Annotated in this window: 20 protein-coding genes; 19 read left to right on the plus strand and 1 reads right to left on the minus strand. The window is 60.6% G+C overall.

Annotated elements, in window-relative coordinates; all coding sequences use genetic code 11:
* Positions 1-18 precede the first annotated feature (18 nt).
* The 15 genes from flgK to folD all read left to right on the plus strand — a co-directional run bounded on the left by flgK (position 19) and on the right by folD (position 13301).
* The gene (gene flgK / locus J3O30_RS03775) at positions 19-1506 is read left to right on the plus strand and encodes a flagellar hook-associated protein FlgK (RefSeq protein ID WP_207582948.1); all 1488 of its coding nucleotides are present in this window, start codon (positions 19-21) and stop codon (positions 1504-1506) included.
* A gap of 3 nt (positions 1507-1509) precedes the next feature.
* Positions 1510-2562, plus strand: coding sequence for a flagellar hook-associated family protein (locus J3O30_RS03780; RefSeq protein WP_207582949.1), 1053 nt, complete (start codon positions 1510-1512; stop codon positions 2560-2562).
* 36 nt (positions 2563-2598) lie between these two features.
* The gene (gene flaF / locus J3O30_RS03785; protein ID WP_164006557.1) at positions 2599-2946 is read left to right on the plus strand and encodes a flagellar biosynthesis regulator FlaF; all 348 of its coding nucleotides are present in this window, start codon (positions 2599-2601) and stop codon (positions 2944-2946) included.
* Entirely contained in the window at positions 2943-3392 is a 450-nt protein-coding gene (gene flbT / locus J3O30_RS03790) for a flagellar biosynthesis repressor FlbT (protein ID WP_007633262.1), read from the plus strand. The genes flaF and flbT overlap by 4 nt, the downstream gene beginning before the upstream one ends.
* Entirely contained in the window at positions 3383-3835 is a 453-nt protein-coding gene (gene flgD / locus J3O30_RS03795) for a flagellar hook assembly protein FlgD (protein WP_207582950.1), read from the plus strand. Before flbT ends, flgD begins: the two co-directional genes overlap by 10 nt.
* Positions 3836-3924: 89 nt before the next feature.
* Positions 3925-4191, plus strand: coding sequence for a flagellar biosynthesis protein FliQ (gene fliQ / locus J3O30_RS03800; protein ID WP_009992823.1), 267 nt, complete (start codon positions 3925-3927; stop codon positions 4189-4191).
* A gap of 88 nt (positions 4192-4279) precedes the next feature.
* Positions 4280-6367, plus strand: coding sequence for a flagellar biosynthesis protein FlhA (gene flhA / locus J3O30_RS03805; protein ID WP_207582951.1), 2088 nt, complete (start codon positions 4280-4282; stop codon positions 6365-6367).
* A complete protein-coding gene (gene fliR, locus J3O30_RS03810) occupies positions 6364-7116 on the plus strand; it encodes a flagellar biosynthetic protein FliR (protein WP_207582952.1) in 753 nt (250 codons plus the stop codon). Before flhA ends, fliR begins: the two co-directional genes overlap by 4 nt.
* A 7-nt stretch (positions 7117-7123) precedes the next feature.
* Entirely contained in the window at positions 7124-7537 is a 414-nt protein-coding gene (locus J3O30_RS03815; protein WP_207582953.1) for a hypothetical protein, read from the plus strand.
* Positions 7538-7568: 31 nt separating this feature from the next.
* The gene (locus J3O30_RS03820; protein ID WP_207582954.1) at positions 7569-8132 is read left to right on the plus strand and encodes a rod-binding protein; all 564 of its coding nucleotides are present in this window, start codon (positions 7569-7571) and stop codon (positions 8130-8132) included.
* A 123-nt stretch (positions 8133-8255) separates the two neighbouring features.
* The gene (locus tag J3O30_RS03825; RefSeq protein WP_207582955.1) at positions 8256-8621 is read left to right on the plus strand and encodes a hypothetical protein; all 366 of its coding nucleotides are present in this window, start codon (positions 8256-8258) and stop codon (positions 8619-8621) included.
* On the plus strand, positions 8621-9160 hold the full coding sequence (locus J3O30_RS03830) for a hypothetical protein (RefSeq protein ID WP_207582956.1): 540 nt from the start codon (positions 8621-8623) through the stop codon (positions 9158-9160). The genes J3O30_RS03825 and J3O30_RS03830 overlap by 1 nt, the downstream gene beginning before the upstream one ends.
* 290 nt (positions 9161-9450) lie before the next feature.
* Positions 9451-10290: a WecB/TagA/CpsF family glycosyltransferase gene (locus J3O30_RS03835; protein ID WP_207582957.1), complete on the plus strand. Its 840-nt coding sequence runs from the start codon at positions 9451-9453 to the stop codon at positions 10288-10290.
* 191 nt (positions 10291-10481) lie between these two features.
* Positions 10482-12281, plus strand: a complete 1800-nt coding sequence (locus J3O30_RS03840; RefSeq protein ID WP_207582958.1) for a succinoglycan biosynthesis protein exop — start codon at positions 10482-10484, stop codon at positions 12279-12281.
* Positions 12282-12401: 120 nt separating this feature from the next.
* Complete coding sequence (folD, locus tag J3O30_RS03845) at positions 12402-13301, plus strand: bifunctional methylenetetrahydrofolate dehydrogenase/methenyltetrahydrofolate cyclohydrolase FolD (RefSeq protein ID WP_207582959.1); 900 nt, start codon at positions 12402-12404, stop codon at positions 13299-13301.
* Here the strand turns inward: folD and J3O30_RS03850 are convergent, their stop codons facing one another.
* A complete protein-coding gene (locus tag J3O30_RS03850; RefSeq protein ID WP_207582960.1) occupies positions 13302-14330 on the minus strand; it encodes a substrate-binding domain-containing protein in 1029 nt (342 codons plus the stop codon). It abuts the gene before it with no gap.
* A gap of 298 nt (positions 14331-14628) precedes the next feature.
* Here J3O30_RS03850 and J3O30_RS03855 point away from each other — a divergent pair, with 298 nt between their 5' ends.
* The 4 genes from J3O30_RS03855 to J3O30_RS03870 all read left to right on the plus strand — a co-directional run bounded on the left by J3O30_RS03855 (position 14629) and on the right by J3O30_RS03870 (position 20043).
* On the plus strand, positions 14629-15990 hold the full coding sequence (locus tag J3O30_RS03855) for an ABC transporter substrate-binding protein (RefSeq protein WP_207582961.1): 1362 nt from the start codon (positions 14629-14631) through the stop codon (positions 15988-15990).
* Between the two features lie 187 nt (positions 15991-16177).
* Positions 16178-17191 (plus strand): sugar ABC transporter permease, encoded by a 1014-nt coding sequence (locus tag J3O30_RS03860; RefSeq protein WP_207582962.1) that lies wholly within the window; start codon positions 16178-16180, stop codon positions 17189-17191.
* 1 nt (position 17192) lies between these two features.
* A complete protein-coding gene (locus J3O30_RS03865; protein ID WP_207582963.1) occupies positions 17193-18356 on the plus strand; it encodes a carbohydrate ABC transporter permease in 1164 nt (387 codons plus the stop codon).
* A 34-nt stretch (positions 18357-18390) separates the two neighbouring features.
* Positions 18391-20043 (plus strand): alpha-glucosidase, encoded by a 1653-nt coding sequence (locus J3O30_RS03870; RefSeq protein WP_207582964.1) that lies wholly within the window; start codon positions 18391-18393, stop codon positions 20041-20043.
* Positions 20044-20052: the final 9 nt, after the last annotated feature.

Consider the following 20052-nt stretch of genomic DNA (forward strand, 5'->3'; position numbering starts at 1 on the left):
CAGGGTAACGGGTAAGCCATGTCGCTCACATCCGCACTTAATACCGCGCAGAACATATTCAACAATACCGGCACGCAGAGCAGTGTCGTATCGAACAATATCTCGAATGCGGGCAACAAAGATTACGTGCGCCGACAGGCGATGCTCACCACGTCCTTGAACGGCGCGCAGGTCGTCAAGATCGACCGGGCACAGGAAGATGCCCTGCTGCGCCAATATCTGAAGACATCCTCGCAGGACAGCGCCCAGCAGGCATTGCTGGGCGGTCTCGAGGACCTGAAGTCGATCATGGGTGGCAACGACTACGAAACGTCGCCATCCACCTATCTCGGTGTTTTCCAGCAGAAGCTTCAGGCCTTCCGCACGACGCCGGGCAGCACCGTCGCCGCTCAGGGCGCCATCACTGCCGCCCAGGATGTCGCCAACTCGCTGAACAATGCCTCGCAATCCGTTCAGGACGTCCGCGCCACCGCCGACAAGCAGATCGCCACCGACGTCGATAAGCTGAATACGCTCCTCAGTGACTTCGAGAAAGCCAACAATGCGGTGAAGACCGCCACGGCCTCGGGTGCGGATGCCTCAGGCGCTCTCGATGAACGCGAGAAGGCTCTCAAGCAGATTTCGCAGATCGTCGGTGTCAATACGACGACGCGCGACAATAACGACATGGTGCTGAGCACATCTGACGGGACGATCCTCTTCGAGACGATCCCGCGCAAGGTGACGTTCAAGTCTCAGGATGTCTACAACGCTACCATCGCCGGCAATTCGGTTTATATCGACGGTGTCGCACTTGCGCGCGGCAGCGGATCGACGGCAACGGGGCAGGGCAGCCTCCAGTCGCTCCTCCAGGTCCGTGACGAGATCGCCCCTAATTTCCAGAAGCAGCTCGATGAAGTCGCCCGCGGTCTGGTCTCGCTCTTCAAGGAGCAGAACACGGCAGCCGGCCCGGCCTATGTGCCCGGCCTCTTCACCTGGAGCGGCGGCACGGTCGATACCGGCGCCACCGCGGTCGCGGGCATGGCGGCGACCATCACCGTCAGCAGCCGCGTCATCACCGCGCAGGGCGGCGATCCGATGCGCCTGCGCGATGGCGGCGTCAACGCCACAGGCCTTGTCCTCAATCCCACCGGCGTCAGCGGTTATACGACGGAACTCGATCGCCTCTATACGGCACTGGGCTCCGACATCGATTTCGACCCGGCAGCGGGACCAGCGGTCGGTTTCGACGCCACAACGGGCATCGATTCGAACGTCAGCATCATGGAATTCGCCACCAATTCCCTCGGCTGGCTCGAACAATACCGCAGCAACGCCACGACGGCGGCGGAAAACACCTCGGCGGCGCTGTCACGCTCCGATGAGGCCTATTCCAATGAGACCGGCGTCAACCTCGACGAGGAACTGACGCTGCTCCTCGACATAGAGCAGTCCTACAAGGCGGCGACCAAGATCCTCAACGCCGTCGACGAAATGCTGAAGTCATTGCTGGATATTGCGAGTTAAGCCATGAAGAGCTCATTTATTTCAAGTTCGGCCATTCAGAATGCGATGCGGTTGACGATCCGTCAGGCGCAGAACCAGATGACCAAGGCGACGATGGAAGCAACGACGGGAGTCTATGCGGATATCGGCATCTCGCTCGGCGGCAATGCCGCGAGAAGCGTCGATTTCAGCCGCGAAGTCGACAGGATCGACTCGATCAAAGCAAGCAATTCCCTGGTCACCGCCCGGATGGAATCCTCGCAGCTCGGCCTTTCCAAAATGAAGGACGTCGGCGACGGCCTCGTTTCGAAGCTGACAGCGCTCCAGGGCAGCCATGATCCCGGCAGCATCACCGTCGCCATCCAGTCGGCAACCAGCGCATTGTCCACCATGATGGACACGGCCAATACCATGGTGAACGGTGAATATCTGTTCTCGGGCATCAACACCGATGTGCAGCCGCTGACCGACAAGACGACCGCGACGAGTGCCGCCATCGTTACGGCACTGAACAGCTATGCAGCCGCTCTCGCCCCGCCGAAGGCGGTCAGCGACCTCACCGGCACCGAGATGAGCACCTTCATCACGACGACGGTGGAGCCGATGTTCAGCGAAACTGCCTGGACCGACCCGACGACCGGCTGGTCGCAGGCATCCAGCCAGAACATGACGAGCCGCATCAGCAATTCCGAAGTGATCGAATCCTCGACCAACGCCAATTCCGAAGGCATGCGCTACATGGCGCTCGCCTCGGTGATGACCTCGGCGCTGCTCGGCCAGAACCTCAGCAGCGATGCGATGAGCACGGTGTCCAAGCAGGCGATCACCTACACGACGAAGGCGACCAGCGGCCTCGTGACGCAGGCAAGCCAGCTCGGCCTTTCCCAGGAGCGCGTCAAGAAGTCCAACGACGCTCTCGACGCCCAGTCGAATATCATCAAGAACAAGCTGGTCGATCTTCAGGGCGTTGATCCCTACGAAGCCTCGACCCTGGTCAAGACTTTGGAAACACAGCTTGAAACGGCTTACACGATCGTCTCGAAGATCCAGCAGTTGAGTCTCGTAAACTACCTTTGATGAGCAAAGGCGCGCAGTATAAAGAAGGATGCATGAATGTATCAGTTCTCATATGCCGAAGTCATGCAGGACTCGGTGGCCGACGCGAAAGAGCGGGAATGGCAGGTTCTTGACCGGTCCATAGACCTGCTGTCGTTGGCGCGCGAAAAGGAAAAATACGGCCGGGAAGCCATCGAAGCCCTGTTTTATACGCGCAGGGTGTGGATCAGCTTCATCGAGGATCTGAAACATCCCGACAATCAGCTGGAGATCCAGCTCAGGGCCAACCTCATCTCGATCGCGATCTGGATATTGAAGGAATGCGACAGGATACGAAAGCGTCTGTCGAATAACTACCAGGGCATCATCGACGTTACCACCATCATCAGGGATGGACTTAAATGAAAAGTACACTTCGCATTTCTCTGAAAGCCGGAGAAAGAATCTTCATCAACGGCGCCGTCCTGCGCGTCGACCGCAAGGTCGCGCTGGAATTCCTGAATGACGTGACGTTCCTTCTCGAAAACCACGTCCTCCAGCCGGAAGCGGCCACCACGCCCCTGCGTCAGCTCTATTTCATCGCGCAGATGATCCTCATCAATCCCGAGGGCAAGGACCACTCGACGGCGATGTTCCGCAAGTCGATCACCATGCTGCTCAGCTGCTTCAAAAACGAGGAAATCCTCGCGGAACTGAAGCGCATCGATGCGCTCGTCTCGACCGGCCGCGCTTTTGATGCGTTGAAGGCGATCCGCGGCCTCTATGCGATCGAAGACAATATCCTCAACAACCACGAAATGCCGCCGACGATGGTCGAGCAGATTCGCAGGGAGATTGCACCATGGCGGTAGATGCAACATCAAGCGTGACCAACACGAGCACGACGAGCACGACGAATTCGGCCCAGCAAAAAGCGACGCTGAACTACGACAATTTCCTTCAGCTGCTGATCGCGCAGATGAAGAATCAGGATCCGACCGACCCGGTCGATGCCAGCGAGCAGATGTCGCAGCTGGCAAGCTTCTCGCAGGTCGAGCAGACGATCCAGACCAACACCAAGCTGGACACGCTGCTGTCCAGCTCCAGCCTTACCCAGGCCAGCAGCTACGTCGGCAAATACATGGAAAGCGCCGACGGCACCGTCAAAGGCATCATCGATTCCGTCAAAGTTTATTCCGACGGCGTGATTGCGACGACCAAGGATGGGGGTAAGATACTCGTGCAGGCGGGAATCACTGTTGCCAGCCAGGCGCCGGCCACGACGACCACGACCAGCGACAACACTGATACCTGATACCGCGGCGAAGACGCGTCGGGTGATACCAACCAACAGCGGCCCGGCAATGGAGGGGCTGCTTCGAGGCGATATGAGGTTGCCTTCAGATGAATGAAGCTGATGCATTGGATCTGTTCCAGGCCGCGATCTGGACCGTGCTGATTGCCGCCGGTCCCGCGGTCATCGCCGCGATGGTGGTGGGTCTCGTCATCGCCCTGATCCAGGCACTGACACAGGTGCAGGAAGCGACGCTGACCTTCGTGCCGAAAATCGTCGCGGTGCTGATCACCGTCGGCGTCACAGCACCCTTCGTCGGCTCGCAGATCTCGATTTTCACCAATCTGGTCTTCTCGCGCATCCAGTCCGGCTTCTGAGCCACCTTCGCGCAAGCTTCGCCATTTAACTCTCGATCCGAATTGGGTGGACCGAGTCCGCCTCCTCTCATGAAGAGACGGAACTGTTATGGCGCAACCACCTGCACTCCCCCTTCCGAAAGTCGCCCCGAGCCTGCGCGATGTCGGTTTTGCCCTCGGCATCATCGGCATCATCTGCATTCTCTTCCTGCCGATTCCGCCATTCCTGATCGATATGGGACTTGCCTTCTCGATCGCCTTCTCGGTGCTGATCCTGATGGTCGCGTTGTGGATCCAGAAACCGCTCGATTTCTCGTCTTTCCCGACCATTCTGTTGATCGCAACGATGACCCGGCTGGCGCTGAACATCGCGACGACGCGCGTCATCCTGTCCCACGGCAATGAAGGCCACGATGCGGCGGGCGGCGTCATCGCCGGTTTCGCAAGCCTGGTGATGTCCGGCGATTTCGTCATCGGTCTGATCGTCTTCCTGATCCTCATCACCATCAACTTCATCGTCATCACCAAGGGTGCCACGCGCATCGCCGAAGTCGGCGCGCGTTTCACGCTCGATGCCATTCCCGGCAAGCAGATGTCGATCGACGCCGATCTTTCGGCCGGCATCATCGACGAGAAGGAAGCCCAGCGCCGGCGCAGAGAACTCGAAGAGGAAAGCTCCTTCTTCGGTGCGATGGACGGTGCCTCGAAATTCGTGCGTGGCGATGCCGTCGCCGGCCTCATCATCACCGCCATTAACGTCTTCGGCGGCATCATCATCGGCTATTTCCGCCACGGCATGCCGATCGGCGAAGCGGCCGACGTCTTCGTCAAGCTCTCCGTCGGCGACGGCCTCGTCTCGCAGATGCCGGCCCTGATCGTCTCGCTCGCCGCCGGCCTTCTCGTTTCTCGCGGCGGCACCACCGGCTCCACCGACCAGGCAGTCGTCAATCAGCTCAGCGGTTACCCCCGTGCGCTTTCCGTCTCGGCCGTGCTGATGTTCATCCTGGCGCTGATGCCGGGCCTGCCGTTTGTCCCTTTCACGATCCTCGGCGGTCTTCTCGCCTTCGGCGCCTGGTTCATACCGCGTAAGGTCGAGGCTGAAAACAAGCTTCGCCGCGAGCAGGAGGAAAATAAGGTCGTCCAAAGCAAGGAACTGGAAAAGGATTCGGTCAAGGCGGTACTGCGCACCTCGGAGATCGAGCTCGCACTCGGCAAGATGGTCTCGACGCGCCTGCTCGGCGCCCACCAGGAACTCGCCTTCCGCGTTGGCAAGATGCGCAAGAAGTTCGCCACGCAATACGGTTTCGTCGTGCCCGAAATCAAGGTCACCGACGATATCGCCATCGCCGAGAAATCCTACCAGATCCGCATTCACGGCACGACGGTCGCCTCCAACCTGCTGCGCGTCGGCGAAGTCCTCGTCGTCACCGGTGCCGGCCGCCGGCCAAGCATCCCCGGCGATGAAATCCGCGAACCCGCCTTCGGCATGCCTGCCGTCTCGATCCTCGAAAACTTCACCGACGATCTGAAACGCGAGGGCTTCCAGCCGATCGACAACGTCTCTGTCGTGCTGACCCATATGAGCGAGGTCATCCGCAACAACCTGCCGCAGCTTCTGTCCTACAAGGACGTCAAGGTGCTGATCGACCGGCTCGATCCCGAATACAAGAAGCTCGCCGACGAGATCTGCTCGTCGCACATGTCCTATTCGGGCCTGCAGGCGGTGCTCAAGCTTCTGCTTGCCGAACGCGTGTCGATCCGCAACCTGCACCTCATTCTCGAAGCGGTGGCCGAGCTCGCTCCGCATGTCAGAAAGACCGAGCAGATCGTCGAGCATGTCCGCATTCGCATGGCCCAGCAGCTTTGCGGCGACCTCGCCGACAACGGCGTGCTGCGCGTCCTCAGGTTGGGTAGCAAATGGGATCTGGCTTTCCATCAGGCATTGAAGCGCGACGCCAAGGGCGAAGTGATCGAATTCGACATCGATCCGCGCAGCCTCGAGGAGTTCAGCGAGCAAGCCACCAAAGTTATCCGTGAGTTCATGGATCGCGGCCTGCCATTCGTACTTGTCACGTCGCCGGAAACACGCTCCTATGTGCGCATGATCATCGAACGGCTGTTTGCCACGCTGCCGGTCCTGTCGCATGTCGAACTGGCCAAGGGCATCGAGATAAAGATTTTGGGCTCCATTTCATGATAACAGACGCGCAAGGGACCGTTCTCGCGCTGTTTCTGGTTTTCTGCCGAATCGGTGGGTGTGTGCTGGCTCTTCCGGGTTTTTCCTCGGCGCGCGTGCCCGACCAACTGCGCGTCTTCATCGCAGGCGCGCTCTCGATCGCCGTCATGCCGCTGCTCTGGGACACTGTCTATCCGGCCGTTCACACCGGTTCCGGAACATATATCGGCCTGATCGTCAGCGAATCGCTGATCGGCGTGATGTACGGCATGCTGGCGAGGATCTACACGCTCGGCATGCAGTTCGCCGCCTCGATCCTCGCCATGATGGTCGGCTACTCCCAGCCGGGCTCCGCCGACATCCTCGAAGATACGCCGGAGACCAGCCTTTCCGCTTTCGTCACCTTTGCCGGCATCATGATCCTGTTCATCATGGATTTTCATCACATCGTCTTCCGCGCACTGATCGATTCCTACACGACCATGCCGTTCGGCGGTCTGATGCAGATGCGCGCGACGCTGATCTCCTTTACCGACACGCTGGAGCAGACCACCTACATCATGCTGCGGCTGTCGAGCCCGTTCTTGATCTACGGCCTGATCTTCAATGTCTCGATCGGCTTCATCAACAAGCTGGCGCCGCAGATACCGGTTTACTTCATCTCGACGCCCTATCTGCTGATGGGCGGGCTCTTCCTGATCTATTTCTCGATTGCGGCGATGGTCAGCCAGTTCGGCCAGTCCTTCGGCTCGATCTATATCGGGCGATGAGGCTGCCATGATCGAAAAGAACCGCTCCCAGAAGCTCAAGCGATTGCTCTCGGTGCAGCGGCATATCGAAAGGATGGCCGAGAACGATCTGGCCGAAACCAGCCGCCAGCGCGTCGAGGTCAATGCGGCGATGGACGACGTCATCCTCGCGCTCGGCTCGATGGACCCGGTCCACCACGCCTTCTCGCAGAATTACGCCGATCGATTCGGCAGGCTCAGCATCAAGGACCAGCAGCTGACCGGCATGCAGCAGGTCCACGAGATGCGGCTGGCGCGCGAACGCGCCAAGGGGGATCGTTTCGAAGAAGGCATGAAAGAGGCCCTTGAGGCCGAGCGCCGCGAGGCCGATGACAATGCCGTCTACGATGTCATCGATCAGCAATTCGCAACGCCAGCCTCCAGCAAGCTTCGAAATCCATAGTCGTTACGATCTTAATTTAGAGGATTGTAACGTGGCTATTTCGCCCCCCAGTGATCTGGTCCTGGATGTTGTCAAAGCTGCCGACCCCATGGAGGTTCAGGCAGCCCAGGAAAAATTGAAGGCAAATCGTGCGGCCTTTGCTGCAACGAGCCTCGCCGAGAACGGCAAGGGCTTCGCCAATACGGTCGATATTCTCGACCATATCGGCCAGAAGAGCGGCGTCAACAATATCCAGAACCGCACCAAGGCTGAGGAAGTGCCGGAAAGCTACCGGAAATTCGAGGCCATGGTTCTGCAGAATTTCGTCAAGAACATGCTGCCGAGCGAAAGCGACGACGTCTACGGTAAGGGTGCGACCGGCGATATCTGGAAAGGCATGATGGCCGAGCAGCTCGGCAACGTCATGGCCAAGGGTGACGGCATCGGCATCGCCAAGCAGATGTACAGCGAGCAGCTGCGCCGGCAGGAAGGCAAGATCGTCAATGCTTCGACCGATAAGGATGACCGCAACATTGCGCTCAGCATGATCGACGACTTCCAGCGCAAGACATTTGGCACGCCGACCGCCGAAGCCAAGACCGATAAAACAGGATGAATTTAGGCCCATTGACCTAAAATGTGAATCCTGTTCTCAATCAGATAGTTAGAGCATGATATCGTCCGAAAACCGCGCACACTTTTCGGCGTAATCTCTAAACGACGCATAACCGGGGGTACCATGGAAATAGTTTCGAACGAATATAGGATCAAATCCGTTCTCGGACGCCTCGAAATGATCATCGACAATGAGAACACCCGGATCGGCAACGACCCGCAGTTTGATCTCAAGGTCTCCAATGCGCATAAGAGCCGCTGCCTTTACGAGTTGTCGATGCTGTTCCGCGACACCGATCCGGCCGAGCTCGCCGCTGCCCATCTCGATCAGTTGCACGGCTTGAAGAAGAAGCTGGTTCTCAATGCCCGTCGTGTCGAGGCGCACCTCGAAGCGGTTCGCGCCGTCGCCGACCTCCTGAAGAACGCCGTTCAGGACGCCGATGCCGACGGCACCTATTCCCAGGAACAATTCGCCGTGCGTGGAAACTGATGATCAAGCTCGTCCTCACCGGTGTCTGGGTTTGCGCCATTACCTTGGCATCGGTCTATTTCTCGGTGTACCTGGCGACCGCGCCGGCGCCCGCGGCAACGGACTCCAAGCAGAGCGCGCTCGAACTGGTGAAGGGTGAAACGATCACGGTGCCGATCATCGGTAACGGCGCGGTGACCGGCTACTTTCTTGGCCGCGTTTCCTTCATGATGAACAAGGAGATGCTGAAGGGCGTGACGCTGCCGCTGGCCGAGATGACGACGGACGAGCTTTTCAGCCTGCTCGTCGGCAACAAGACGGTCGATATCGCCCACATCAAATCCTTCGATCCGAAGGCCTTCCGCGAAGAGATCAAGAAGGGCATGAACGAGCGCCTCGGCGGCGAGTATGTCGCCGACGTGATGCTGGAGCAGCTCGACTATCTCTCCAAGGAAGATGTCAAGCAAAGCTCCGCCGGGCAGCCGAAGAAGATGGGCGCACCTATCAAGATCGTCGAGACCGCACCGGCCGGCGAAGCGCCGGCGGCAGCCGCCCACTAAGCGTTATATTGTCGTCGACGAAAAACAGCGCCGCAAGGCGCCGTTTTTCGTTGGCGCACGTGGTTAATAAACTACTTATACGCGCATAAAAATTCAAGGAATTTTCCTAAGGGTTGTTTGAAACCGTCCTGTTATATCAGGTGTCACAGCTTGGCGTATGCTGCCTCCCAAAATCGGGGCAGCGCCGTCCGGGCTGGACGCGGCCGGTCCTTTCGAGACCTCCGGTGCGGAATTATGGGCTTGTTTTCCGGGATGTCGGGCGCATGCAGCACCCTCGGCAGGAGGTAGGAATGAATCTGATTGCAAACTTCGCGGTGCTCGCATCGCGGCGGACGATCTTCGATCTGCCGGTCTGCGATCTCGGTTGGGACGACGCCCTCGTTTTCATCAACGAGCTGGCCTCCATTCCCGTCGGCCAGACCGTGGTTTGCTTCGTCAACGCCCACAACATGCTGACCGCGCTTCACGACGACGAATATTACCGGATCATGTCGCACAATCTGGTGCTGCCGGACGGCATCGGCCTCAACATTGCATCGCAGATCGCCCATGGTGCGCCGTTTCCCGCCAATCTGAACGGCACCGATTTCGTCCCGGCCTTCCTCACCTTTATGGAGGCCCCGCGCCGCATCGGCCTCATCGGCGGCACACGTTCGGTCGTCGTGGCGGCGGCGGAAAATTTCCGCCGGCATACACCCTGGCATGAATTCGTCGTTGTTTCCGACGGTTACTTCGACACGGTCGATTCCGCTGTCGTTACCGACGAGCTTGAGCGCCAGAAGCTCGATATTTTGATTGTCGGCATGGGAACGCCGCTGCAGGAGAAATGGGTCCACGACAATATCCGTGCCGATCATGCGCGCCTGGTGCTGACGGTCGGCGCTCTGTTCGACTTCGTCTCCGGCGCCGTCCCGCGCGCGCCGAAGACGGTGCGGATGATGCGAATGGAATGGGCTTATCGCCTGCTGCAGGAGCCGACGCGCCTTTGGCGCCGCTACATCGTCGGCATCCCGATCTTTCTTTTCCATGTCCTTCGCTACCGCTTCCGCCGGCGCGAAAGGATACTCAGCCATCCGGAAGAGGTCGTGACCACGCTGCAGCCGCGGTCAGACCACAAGAAAGCGAGCTGACGCTACAGCGCCGCGCGTCTTTTAAGGCGCGCAAATTTTATCCTTAGATCGATTCCGATTTAAGGAATGATGCATAATTCTTACACGCTGCGGTTAACCATTTCTTTGCCATGATTATTTAGACTGGTTTAATCATCTGCATCCGCGCGGATGAGCGAATTCGGCCATCATGTGCATGAGATGTGGCGCAAATGTACGATATCAGGGCCAGAAGCAGTTTTCACGATCGCGCAGCCGCCCGGCCGGCGGCGCCCGCACTGGCGCGCGCCCATGACGGTCCCTATGGATCGCCCCGGGGAGCGCCCCCGTCGAACCGGCCCGATATCGCGCCGCCCGAGGCCGAACTGCTGCGCGCCATCGGCCGCGCGCTGGAAGAACAGCGCGCAAAAGCGGCGGCCCCGGCGCCGCTGGTTGATCGCATCGAGACCATCCTCGGCAATCGCCTGCGAGCCGCCAACGACGTCGGCCATGCGCTTCCTCAGGAACAGGCGCGCCGTGAAGAACCGGCTGCTCCGGCCAGCGAGCCGATGATCTCGCTCGAACCGCTGACCGCGATCATTAAGAAACCGGCCGAGCCTCGCCCGGTAGTGCCACGGCGGCGCGTCGGCGGCATTGGTGTTGCAATGATGCTGGCCGCGGCGACGACGATCGGCGCGGGCCTGCCGGCACTGATGCCGGCTTCGCCAACCCTCTACCGCGCCGAAGCGACGCTTGCGGTGAAGACCGATGCCGCAAGCCGGGCCGCCTTCACAGAGGTCGCGGCGAAAGGGCTGATGTCGGCGCGGGTGGTTGCTTCGACGGTCGCCGCCCTGAAACTCGATCACGATCCCGAATTTGCCGGCCCCAGAGCCAATGCGTTTGGCGTTGCGCTCGATCTCCTCTCTGCGACCGGGGCTGCTGCCGATCCGACCTCGCGCGCCGAGGCGACGTTGAAGCATGCGGTCGAGATACTGCCCGATGCCGCCGCCGGGACGATCCTCGTGAGGGTGACGACCGGCGACAGCGGCAAATCCATGCGCATTGCCGCAAGGCTTGCCGAAGCGGTTTCCCCGCCGGACGGATCCGGCGGCAACGCCGCAACCGACGCCGCCTTGCGCAAGGCCTATGACGAGGCGAAAGCGGAACTGACAGCTTTCACGGCTAAGAGCGGCGAGGGCAACGTCAAGGTGGCGGTCGATCTTCGCCGTCAGATCGACGGGCTCGATGCCGATCTGAAAGAGGCCGACCAGACTATCCTGGACGCCAAGGCGCAGGCCGACCGGCTCAAGGCCGCAAAACTTGCCGGGGTGCTCGACGGTTCGTTCCCCTCCGATATGCTCTCGCCGGCGCTGCAGGACTGGCGCGACAAATATGCGGTCGCCAAGACAGCGCTTGCGCAGCTTTCGGCCGAGCTCGGCCCGCGCCATCCACGCCTCTTGCAGCAGCAGGCCGAAACCGATGGTCTGAAGGAGAATATGGGCAAGGAACTGACCCGTCTTGCCCAGACCGCCAACGTCGCTGCCAAGGCCGCCGTCGATGCGCGCAAGGCCTTGAACGACCGCCGCAACACGCTGATCGCTCAAAGCCGGGATACCGGTGTCGATCTTTCCCGGCTGACCGAGCTCAGCGACAAGGCGGCGGCCGCGCGTTCTCGCCTGGATGATTCGGCTTCCGCGTCGGCGGGGACGGTCACCGACGGTCATATCACTCTCATGAAGCCGGCGCTGGCAACGGCGGTATCGGCGCCCGATGGCCTGACCGGCGGCTCGCTGGCCGGCGCTGCCGCGGGTCTCGTCGCCGGTCTTGCTGCGGCTTTCCTATTGCGCCTCCGCAAACCCATTGCGGCATCCGAAGAGGAAATGTCGGCATCCTCACCGCTGTCTTCCGCGCCGCCGGCACTGCAAGCGGTCCCGACCACGGTCGACGAGATGGAGGTGCTGCGCTCGGAGATCTCCGGCCTGCGCGACCGGCTTCGTGTTCATACGTTCGAAGCGCGGCAGCCGCTGCGCTGAACGAACACTTCCTTGCATTTTTGATATTGCATTGCTGCTTTCCGACAGGATAGGGCGTTAGCGGGCATTTAACGCTCGCCGACTATCCATAGATTGACGCTAAACAGGGCGGAGAGACGCGTGGCGACAGTAATCGACGGCAAGAACGTAGCTGCATCGGTCATTCAGACGGTCAAGAGCGCGACGGCAGCGCTGGAAAAGAGCAGCGGCGTCACCGCCGGCCTCGCGGTCGTCATCGTCGGCGACGATCCGGCAAGCCACGCCTATGTCGGCTCGAAGGGCCGCATGGCCAAGGAATGCGGCTTCAAATCAGTCCAGCACACGCTGCCGGTCGAAACCACCCAGGAGGAGCTGGCAGCCCTCGTCGCCACCCTCAACGCCGATCCGACGATCCACGGCATCCTGGTGCAATTGCCCCTGCCGAAACCGCTCGACAGTGAGTCGATCATTCAGGCGATCCTGCCGGAAAAGGATGTCGATGGCCTCAGTATCGCCAATGCCGGCAAGCTCGCCATCGGCGACCTGAAGACCGGACTGGTTTCCTGCACGCCGGCCGGCGCCATGGTCTTCGTCCGCCGCACCCACGGCGAGGACCTCTCCGGCCTCAGCGCCGTCGTCATCGGCCGCTCCAACCTGTTCGGCAAGCCGATGGCGCAATTGCTGCTCAACGCCAATGCGACGGTGACGATCGCGCATTCGAGAACCAAGAACCTCGCCGAGGTCTGCCGCAATGCCGACATCCTGGTGGCCGCCGTCGGCCGGCCGGAGATGGTCAGGGCCGATTGGGTCAAGCCGGGTGCGACGGTCATCGACGTCGGCATCAACCGCGTGGCAGCCCCCGAAAGAGGCGAGGGCAAGACCAGGCTCGTCGGCGACGTCGCCTTCGAGGAGGTCTCTGCGGTCGCCAGCACCATCACCCCGGTTCCGGGCGGCGTCGGGCCGATGACCATCGCCATGCTGATGGCCAATACCGTCATCGCCGCCCATCGCGCTGCAGGACAGACCCCGCCGCAGTTCTGATTATGGCTGCTGCGGGGCAGGGCCGGTTGAGGCTCTGACGATCAGTTCCGTCTTCCAGAGCTCCTGATCGGGAAAGGGGCCTGCCTGCTTCACCGTGCCGATCAGCCGCTGCGCGATGCGAACGCCGGCGGCCCTGAGCGAGGAGCGCGTCGTCGTCAGCGGCACGGAGAAGTTTTCCGGCTTCAACAGCGGCAGCACGTCGTCATGGGCGATCAGCGAGATATCCTCGCCGAGCCGCAATCCCGCCTGGTTGACCGCGCGGATGGCGCCGAGCGCCAGCACCGTGCTGGAGCAGAGGATGGCCGTTGGCCGCTCCGGCAGCTGCAGGAAGTGTTCCATCGCCAGCAGACCTTGCTCGTCCGTCATCAGCGCATGGCTGACGCAATCCTCGTCGAGCGTCAGCCCGCGCTCGGCAAGCGCTGATATGATGCCGTTCTTCCTGCGGATGGCGAAATCGAGATGTATTGGCCCGTTCATTAGCGCAAAGCGCGTATGGCCGAGCTGCAGCAAGAGCCGCGTCGCATCGTAGAAGGCGCCCTCATTGTCGATGTCGAGATAGGGATAGTCGGGCTCCGAGCCGAAGGATCGGCCGTGCACGACATAGGGCATGGAGAGCGATTTCAGCATGGCGAGCCGCGGGTCGTGGCCGCGCATATAGGCGACGAACAGCGCATCGACATTGCCGCTGATCGCAAGGCGCCTGAGCGCCGCAACCTCGTCGTCCGGGTCGGCCGGCATGATGACGAAGTGGAAGTCGTGGCGCACGGCCTCTTCGCCGAGCCCGGCCAGGAATTCACCGAAATGCACGTCGGACTGGTGGCCGGGCGCCGTCGGCATGACGAGGCCGATCGAGCCGGCCTTGCCGGTCGCAAGCCTCTGCGCCGCCTTGTTCGGCCGGTATCCGGTTTCCTTGACAGCTTGAAGCACGCGCTCCCGGGTCGCCTCGTTGACCTCGGGATAGCCGTTGAGCGCTCGGCTCACCGTCGTCTGCGACAGCCCCAGCAATTCCGATAGCTGTTTGAGATTCACCTGCTATGCTTCCTCCCGGCCCGCCCGTCGGCCGTCTTCAAAAGGCCTGCCGCCTCCCAGTGGCATCCAAAGCGCTTTCAATTATGTAGCATTTGGTGCGATTGACTCAAGAAAAATCGCTCCATATTTCCCGATAACCGCCGTTGCGCCACCGTACAGGCGCGTTCACGGCGGGGTTCTCGTGAAATGACTTGACTCCATTCCACCGAAAATGGAATGAGTTAGGTGTCAAAGCGCTTTGAAATTTCCTTTTAAAGGGAATTCGGCGCGGTTGGGATTGTGATGGGAGGTTGATCACATGAAAAAGTCATTTTTGATGGGCGTTGCCGTGGCAGCGCTTTTTGCCGGTGCTGCGTCCGCGGCCGATCTGAAATTTGCCCCGGGACAGGATTCCAAGTTCAACTGGAAGAGCTATGACGAATTCAAGGCCGCTCATGCCGATCTGAAGGGGCAGCCCCTGACGATCTTCGGGCCGTGGCGCGGCGAGGACGAGGCGTTCTTCATGAGCGTTCTTGCCTATTTCACCGAAGCGACCGGCATCGAAGCCAAATACTCCTCTTCCGAAAACTACGAACAGCAGATCGTCATCGACACGCAGGCAGGCTCACCACCGAACATCGCCGTTCTGCCGCAGCCCGGCCTCCTCGCCGACCTCGCCAGCAAGGGCTACCTGACGCCGCTCGGCGACGAAAACTCCAAGTGGATCAAGGACAATTACGGCGCCGGCGACAGCTGGGTCGGTTACGGCACCTATAAGGGCAAGGACGGCAAGGAAGCCTTCTACGCCTTCCCTTATAAGGCCGACGTGAAGTCGCTGGTCTGGTACGTTCCGGAGAACTTCGAGGAAGCCGGCTACAAGATCCCGACGACCATGGAAGAGCTGCATGCCCTGACCGACCAGATCGTCAAGGATGGCGGCGTTCCCTGGTGCATCGGTCTTGGCTCAGGCGGCGCCACTGGCTGGCCGGCCACAGACTGGGTCGAGGACATCATGCTGCGCACCCAGCCGCCGGAAGCCTATGACAAGTGGACGACCAACGAGCTGAAGTTCACCGATCCGGCCGTTATTGCCGCGATCGACGAGTTCGGCAAGTTTGCCAAGAACGAGAAATACGTCGATGGCGGCGTCGCGGCTGTGGCCTCGACCGATTTCCGCGATAGCCCGAAGGGCCTCTTCGCGGTTCCGCCGAAATGCTACATGCACCATCAGGCCTCGTTCATCCCATCCTTCTTCCCCGAGGGCACGAAGCTCGGCCAGGATGCCGACTTCTTCTACATGCCGACCTTTGCTTCCCACCCAGAACTCGGCAAGCCGGTTCTCGGCGCCGGCACGCTCGTTTCGATCACCAAGGATTCGAAGGCGGCTCGTGCTTTCATCGACTTCCTGAAGACCCCGATCGCGCATGAGGTCTGGATGGCGCAGTCGAGCTTCTTGACGCCGTACAAGGGTGTCGGCACCGAGGCCTATGCCAACCCGCAAATGAAGAAGGAAGGCGAGATCCTGACCTCCGCCACCACCTTCCGTTTCGACGGTTCCGACCTGATGCCGGGCAAGATCGGCGCCGGCGCCTTCTGGACGGGCATGGTCGATTTCGTCGGCGGCAAGTCGGCTCAAGATGCTGCTGGCGAAATCCAGAGCGCCTGGGACGGCATCAAGTAATCCTCAAAAATTATGCCGCCGGCTTGCCGGCGGCATCGCTTGCATGACTGGCCGGGTTCGCAAAGACCCCGGCCATCGCAGGATTTATTGTGATTGGGCAATACAAACAGATTGACGATGACCGGCGTTGACCCGTCAGAACAACAACCGGTCGCAATAAGATCAGGGGAAGCAGGGGAGGGACGAAATGCTGTCGCAGATAGTGTCCGCTTTGGCCGTCGTGGTCGTCGCCGTTTTCGCGTGCTCGGCCTATTTCTATTTTTCGAACAAGATCCTGGATCTCGCTCTGCCGGTGAAGGATGGCGACATCCGCGCCGCATCGCGCAATCTCAACCGCCGTGCGCTCGTGCGCCCGTGGTTGTTCGTCGGCCCGGCGCTATTCCTGCTCATTGTCTATCTCGTCTATCCGGTCGTTGCGACCTTCATCCTCTCCTTCTACGACCGCGCCGGCGAGCAATTCGTCGGCGTCGCGAACTACAAATGGGCACTCGGCGACCGCGAATTCCGCCAGTCGATCTTCAACAACATCCTCTGGCTTGCCGTTGTACCGGCCGCCTGTACCTTCTTCGGCCTCGTCATCGCCGTGATGACCGATCGCATCTGGTGGGGCAATATCGCCAAAAGCATCGTCTTCATGCCGATGGCGATCTCCTTCGTCGGCGCCTCGGTCATCTGGAAGTTCATCTATGAATATCGCGGCGGCAACGACGTCCAGATCGGCCTCTTGAACGCCATCGTCCAGACGTTCGGCGGCACACCTGAGGTGTGGATCTCAGTTCCCTTCTGGAACAATTTCTTCCTGATGGTCATCCTGATCTGGATCCAGACCGGTTTTGCCATGGTCATTCTGTCGGCCGCCCTTCGCGGCATTCCCGAAGAGACCATCGAGGCCGCCGTCATCGACGGCGCCAATGGCTGGCAGATCTTCTGGCGCATCATGGTACCGCAAGTCTGGGGCTCGATCGCGGTGGTCTGGACGACGATCACCATCCTCGTCCTCAAGGTCTTCGATATCGTGCTGACCATGACCAACGGCCAGTGGCAGTCGATGGTGCTGGCGAATCTGATGTTCAACTGGCTGTTCCGCGGCGGCGGCGATTCCGGCCGAAGCGCCGTCATCGCCATCATCATCATGCTCGCCGTCACGCCGATCATGGTCTGGAACGTGCGACGCGCCAATCGCGAACTGAAGGGCCACTGAGATGACCGCTGTCGGAAGCTACTTCAAGATCGGCCCCGCCCGTCTCTTCGTTCACGCCGCCGTTCTGCTGATCGTCATCGTCTGGCTGATCCCGACGCTCGGAATCTTCGTCAGCGCGCTGCGCGACAAGGACCAGATCGTCGTCTCCGGCTGGTGGACATCCTTCGTCGGCTCGACGCAGACGGTCGCTGTCCGCCTCGGCACAGCCGATCAGCAGCAGCAGGAAGGTGCGGCTTACGTCATTTCAGGCAATGTGCTGGAAGGCCAGACCGGCCGCTCGGTGAAGGCCTTCGGCAACCGCGTGCAGCAGCCCGCCGCCTTCAAGGCCGGCGAGACTGCCGATCTCGGCGACGGCGAAACCCTGCAGATCAACGGCGACGGCAGCTACCGTTATATGAAGAACGCCGCCTTTTCGCCCGACGAACGCCCGCGGCGCATCTATGCATCCGTCTCTGCGCCGCCGGAATTCACGATGCAGAACTACAAGACGGTTCTGACCGGCGAGGGCATCGGCCAATCCTTCATCAACTCGCTGACCGTGACGATCCCGGCGACGATCATCCCGATCCTGATTGCCGCGTTCGCCGCCTATGCGCTCAGCTGGATGGAGTTTCCTGGCCGCGGGCTGCTGATTGCGCTCGTCGTCGGCCTCATCGTCGTGCCGCTGCAGATGTCGCTGATCCCGCTGCTGCGCCTCTATAACGAGATCGGCACCATGCTCGGCCAGCCGTCCAAAACCTATCCCGGCATCTGGATGGCCCATACCGCCTTCGGCATGCCGCTCGCCATCTACCTCCTGCGGGCCTATATCGCCGGCCTGCCGAAGGAGATCATCGAATCCGCCCGCGTCGACGGCGCCAGCGACTTCGAGATCTTCGTCCGCATCGTATTGCCTCTGTCCTTCCCGGCGCTCGCCTCCTTCGCCATCTTCCAGTTCCTGTGGGTATGGAACGACCTGCTCGTTGCCATGGTCTTCCTCGGCACCGACAAGGACCACCTCGTGCTGACCGGCAGCCTCAACGCGCTGCTTGGCTCACGCGGCGGCAACTGGGAGATTTTGACGGCGTCGGCCTTCGTCACCATCATCGTGCCGCTGCTCGTCTTCTTCGGGCTGCAGCGTTATCTGGTGCGTGGCCTGCTGGCGGGTTCGGTCAAGGGAGGCTGACCATTTTCGACCGTGACTTCAAACAGGATATTCCATGAACGTGGCTCCCCAATCGATCTCGACTCCCGACAAGGACTGGTGGCGCGGCGCGGTGATCTATCAGATCTACCCGCGCTCCTACCAGGATTCGAACGGTGACGGCATCGGCGACCTGAAGGGCATCACCGCCCGCCTGCCGCATGTGGCAAGCCTCGGTGTCGATGCCATCTGGATCTCGCCCTTCTTCACCTCGCCGATGCGCGATTTCGGTTATGACGTTTCCGACTACGAGAATGTCGATTCGATCTTCGGCACGCTGGTGGATTTCGACACGATGATCGCCGAGGCCCATCGCCTCGGCATCCGCGTGATGATCGACCTCGTCATCTCCCACAGCTCGGATCAGCATCCCTGGTTCGTACAGAGCCGTTCCAGCAAGACCAACGCCAAGGCTGACTGGTATGTCTGGGCCGACGCCAAGCCGGATGGGACGCCGCCGAACAACTGGCTGTCGATCTTCGGCGGCTCGGCATGGGCGTGGGATCCGACGCGCATGCAGTATTACCTTCACAACTTCCTGACCTCGCAGCCGGACATGAACCTGCATAATCCTGAGGTGCAGGACCGTCTGCTTGATGTCGTCCGCTTCTGGCTCAACCGCGGTGTCGACGGCTTCCGCCTCGATACCATCAACTTTTATTTCCACGATACGCAACTGCGCGACAATCCCGCACTTGCTCCAGAACGCCGCAACGCCTCGACGGCGCCGGCAGTCAATCCCTATAATTTCCAGGAGCATATCTACGACAAGAACCGGCCGGAGAACCTTGCCTTCCTGAAGCGCTTCCGCGCCGTCCTCGAGGAGTTCCCAGCAATCGCCGCAGTGGGTGAGGTCGGCGACAGTCAGCGTGGCCTTGAAATTGTCGGCGAATACACTTCCGGCAACGACAAGATGCATATGTGTTATGCCTTCGAGTTCCTGGCGCCCGATCCGCTGACGGCGGAGCGCGTCGAAGAGGTGATGCAGGATTTCGAAGCTGCAGCACCCGATGGCTGGGCCTGCTGGGCCTTCTCCAATCACGACGTCATGCGCCATGTCAGCCGCTGGGGCGGGCTGGTCGCCGATCACGACGCCTTCGCCAAGCTCTATGCCTCGTTGCTGATGACGCTGCGCGGCTCCGTCTGCCTCTATCAGGGTGAGGAACTGGCGCTGACCGAGGCCGATCTCGCCTATCAGGATCTGCAGGATCCCTATGGCATCCAGTTCTGGCCGGAATTCAAGGGCCGCGACGGCTGCCGCACGCCGATGGTCTGGGACAGCCAGGTCGCCCAGGGCGGATTTTCGACGGTCAAGCCCTGGCTGCCGGTGCCGGTCGAGCATATTCTGCGTGCCGTCAGCGTTCAGCAGGGCGACGAGGCTTCGGTGCTGGAGCACTATCGCCGCTTCATCGCCTTCCGCAAATTGCATCCGGCCTTTGCCAAGGGCGAGATCGAATTCGAAGAGCCGCAGGGCGACAGCCTGGTCTTCACCCGTGAATACGGCAACGAGAAGCTGCTCTGCATCTTCAACATGAGCCCGGCCGAGGCCTGCGTCGCCTTGCCGGCGGGAGAATGGCAGGCATTGACGGGGCACGGCTTTACCAGCAACAACTATGGCGACAAGATCGATATTCCGGCCTGGGGGGCGTATTTCGCCCGTCTTGCCTAAGGACCAAGG

It is taken from the genome of Rhizobium sp. NZLR1, assembly GCF_017357385.1.
In the GTDB taxonomy this organism is placed as follows: domain Bacteria; phylum Pseudomonadota; class Alphaproteobacteria; order Rhizobiales; family Rhizobiaceae; genus Rhizobium.

Excerpts from the sequence above, each read along its gene's own strand:
- flgK (WP_207582948.1), top strand. The coding sequence starts at position 19 with ATGTCGCTCACATCCGCACTTAATACCGCGCAGAACATATTCAACAAT.
- J3O30_RS03780 (WP_207582949.1), top strand. The coding sequence starts at position 1,510 with ATGAAGAGCTCATTTATTTCAAGTTCGGCCATTCAGAATGCGATGCGG.
- flaF (WP_164006557.1), top strand. The coding sequence starts at position 2,599 with ATGTATCAGTTCTCATATGCCGAAGTCATGCAGGACTCGGTGGCCGAC.
- flbT (WP_007633262.1), top strand. The coding sequence starts at position 2,943 with ATGAAAAGTACACTTCGCATTTCTCTGAAAGCCGGAGAAAGAATCTTC.
- flgD (WP_207582950.1), top strand. The coding sequence starts at position 3,383 with ATGGCGGTAGATGCAACATCAAGCGTGACCAACACGAGCACGACGAGC.
- fliQ (WP_009992823.1), top strand. The coding sequence starts at position 3,925 with ATGAATGAAGCTGATGCATTGGATCTGTTCCAGGCCGCGATCTGGACC.
- flhA (WP_207582951.1), top strand. The coding sequence starts at position 4,280 with ATGGCGCAACCACCTGCACTCCCCCTTCCGAAAGTCGCCCCGAGCCTG.
- fliR (WP_207582952.1), top strand. The coding sequence starts at position 6,364 with ATGATAACAGACGCGCAAGGGACCGTTCTCGCGCTGTTTCTGGTTTTC.
- J3O30_RS03815 (WP_207582953.1), top strand. The coding sequence starts at position 7,124 with ATGATCGAAAAGAACCGCTCCCAGAAGCTCAAGCGATTGCTCTCGGTG.
- J3O30_RS03825 (WP_207582955.1), top strand. The coding sequence starts at position 8,256 with ATGGAAATAGTTTCGAACGAATATAGGATCAAATCCGTTCTCGGACGC.
- J3O30_RS03830 (WP_207582956.1), top strand. The coding sequence starts at position 8,621 with ATGATCAAGCTCGTCCTCACCGGTGTCTGGGTTTGCGCCATTACCTTG.
- J3O30_RS03835 (WP_207582957.1), top strand. The coding sequence starts at position 9,451 with ATGAATCTGATTGCAAACTTCGCGGTGCTCGCATCGCGGCGGACGATC.
- J3O30_RS03840 (WP_207582958.1), top strand. The coding sequence starts at position 10,482 with ATGTACGATATCAGGGCCAGAAGCAGTTTTCACGATCGCGCAGCCGCC.
- J3O30_RS03855 (WP_207582961.1), top strand. The coding sequence starts at position 14,629 with ATGAAAAAGTCATTTTTGATGGGCGTTGCCGTGGCAGCGCTTTTTGCC.
- J3O30_RS03860 (WP_207582962.1), top strand. The coding sequence starts at position 16,178 with ATGCTGTCGCAGATAGTGTCCGCTTTGGCCGTCGTGGTCGTCGCCGTT.
- J3O30_RS03865 (WP_207582963.1), top strand. The coding sequence starts at position 17,193 with ATGACCGCTGTCGGAAGCTACTTCAAGATCGGCCCCGCCCGTCTCTTC.
- J3O30_RS03870 (WP_207582964.1), top strand. The coding sequence starts at position 18,391 with ATGAACGTGGCTCCCCAATCGATCTCGACTCCCGACAAGGACTGGTGG.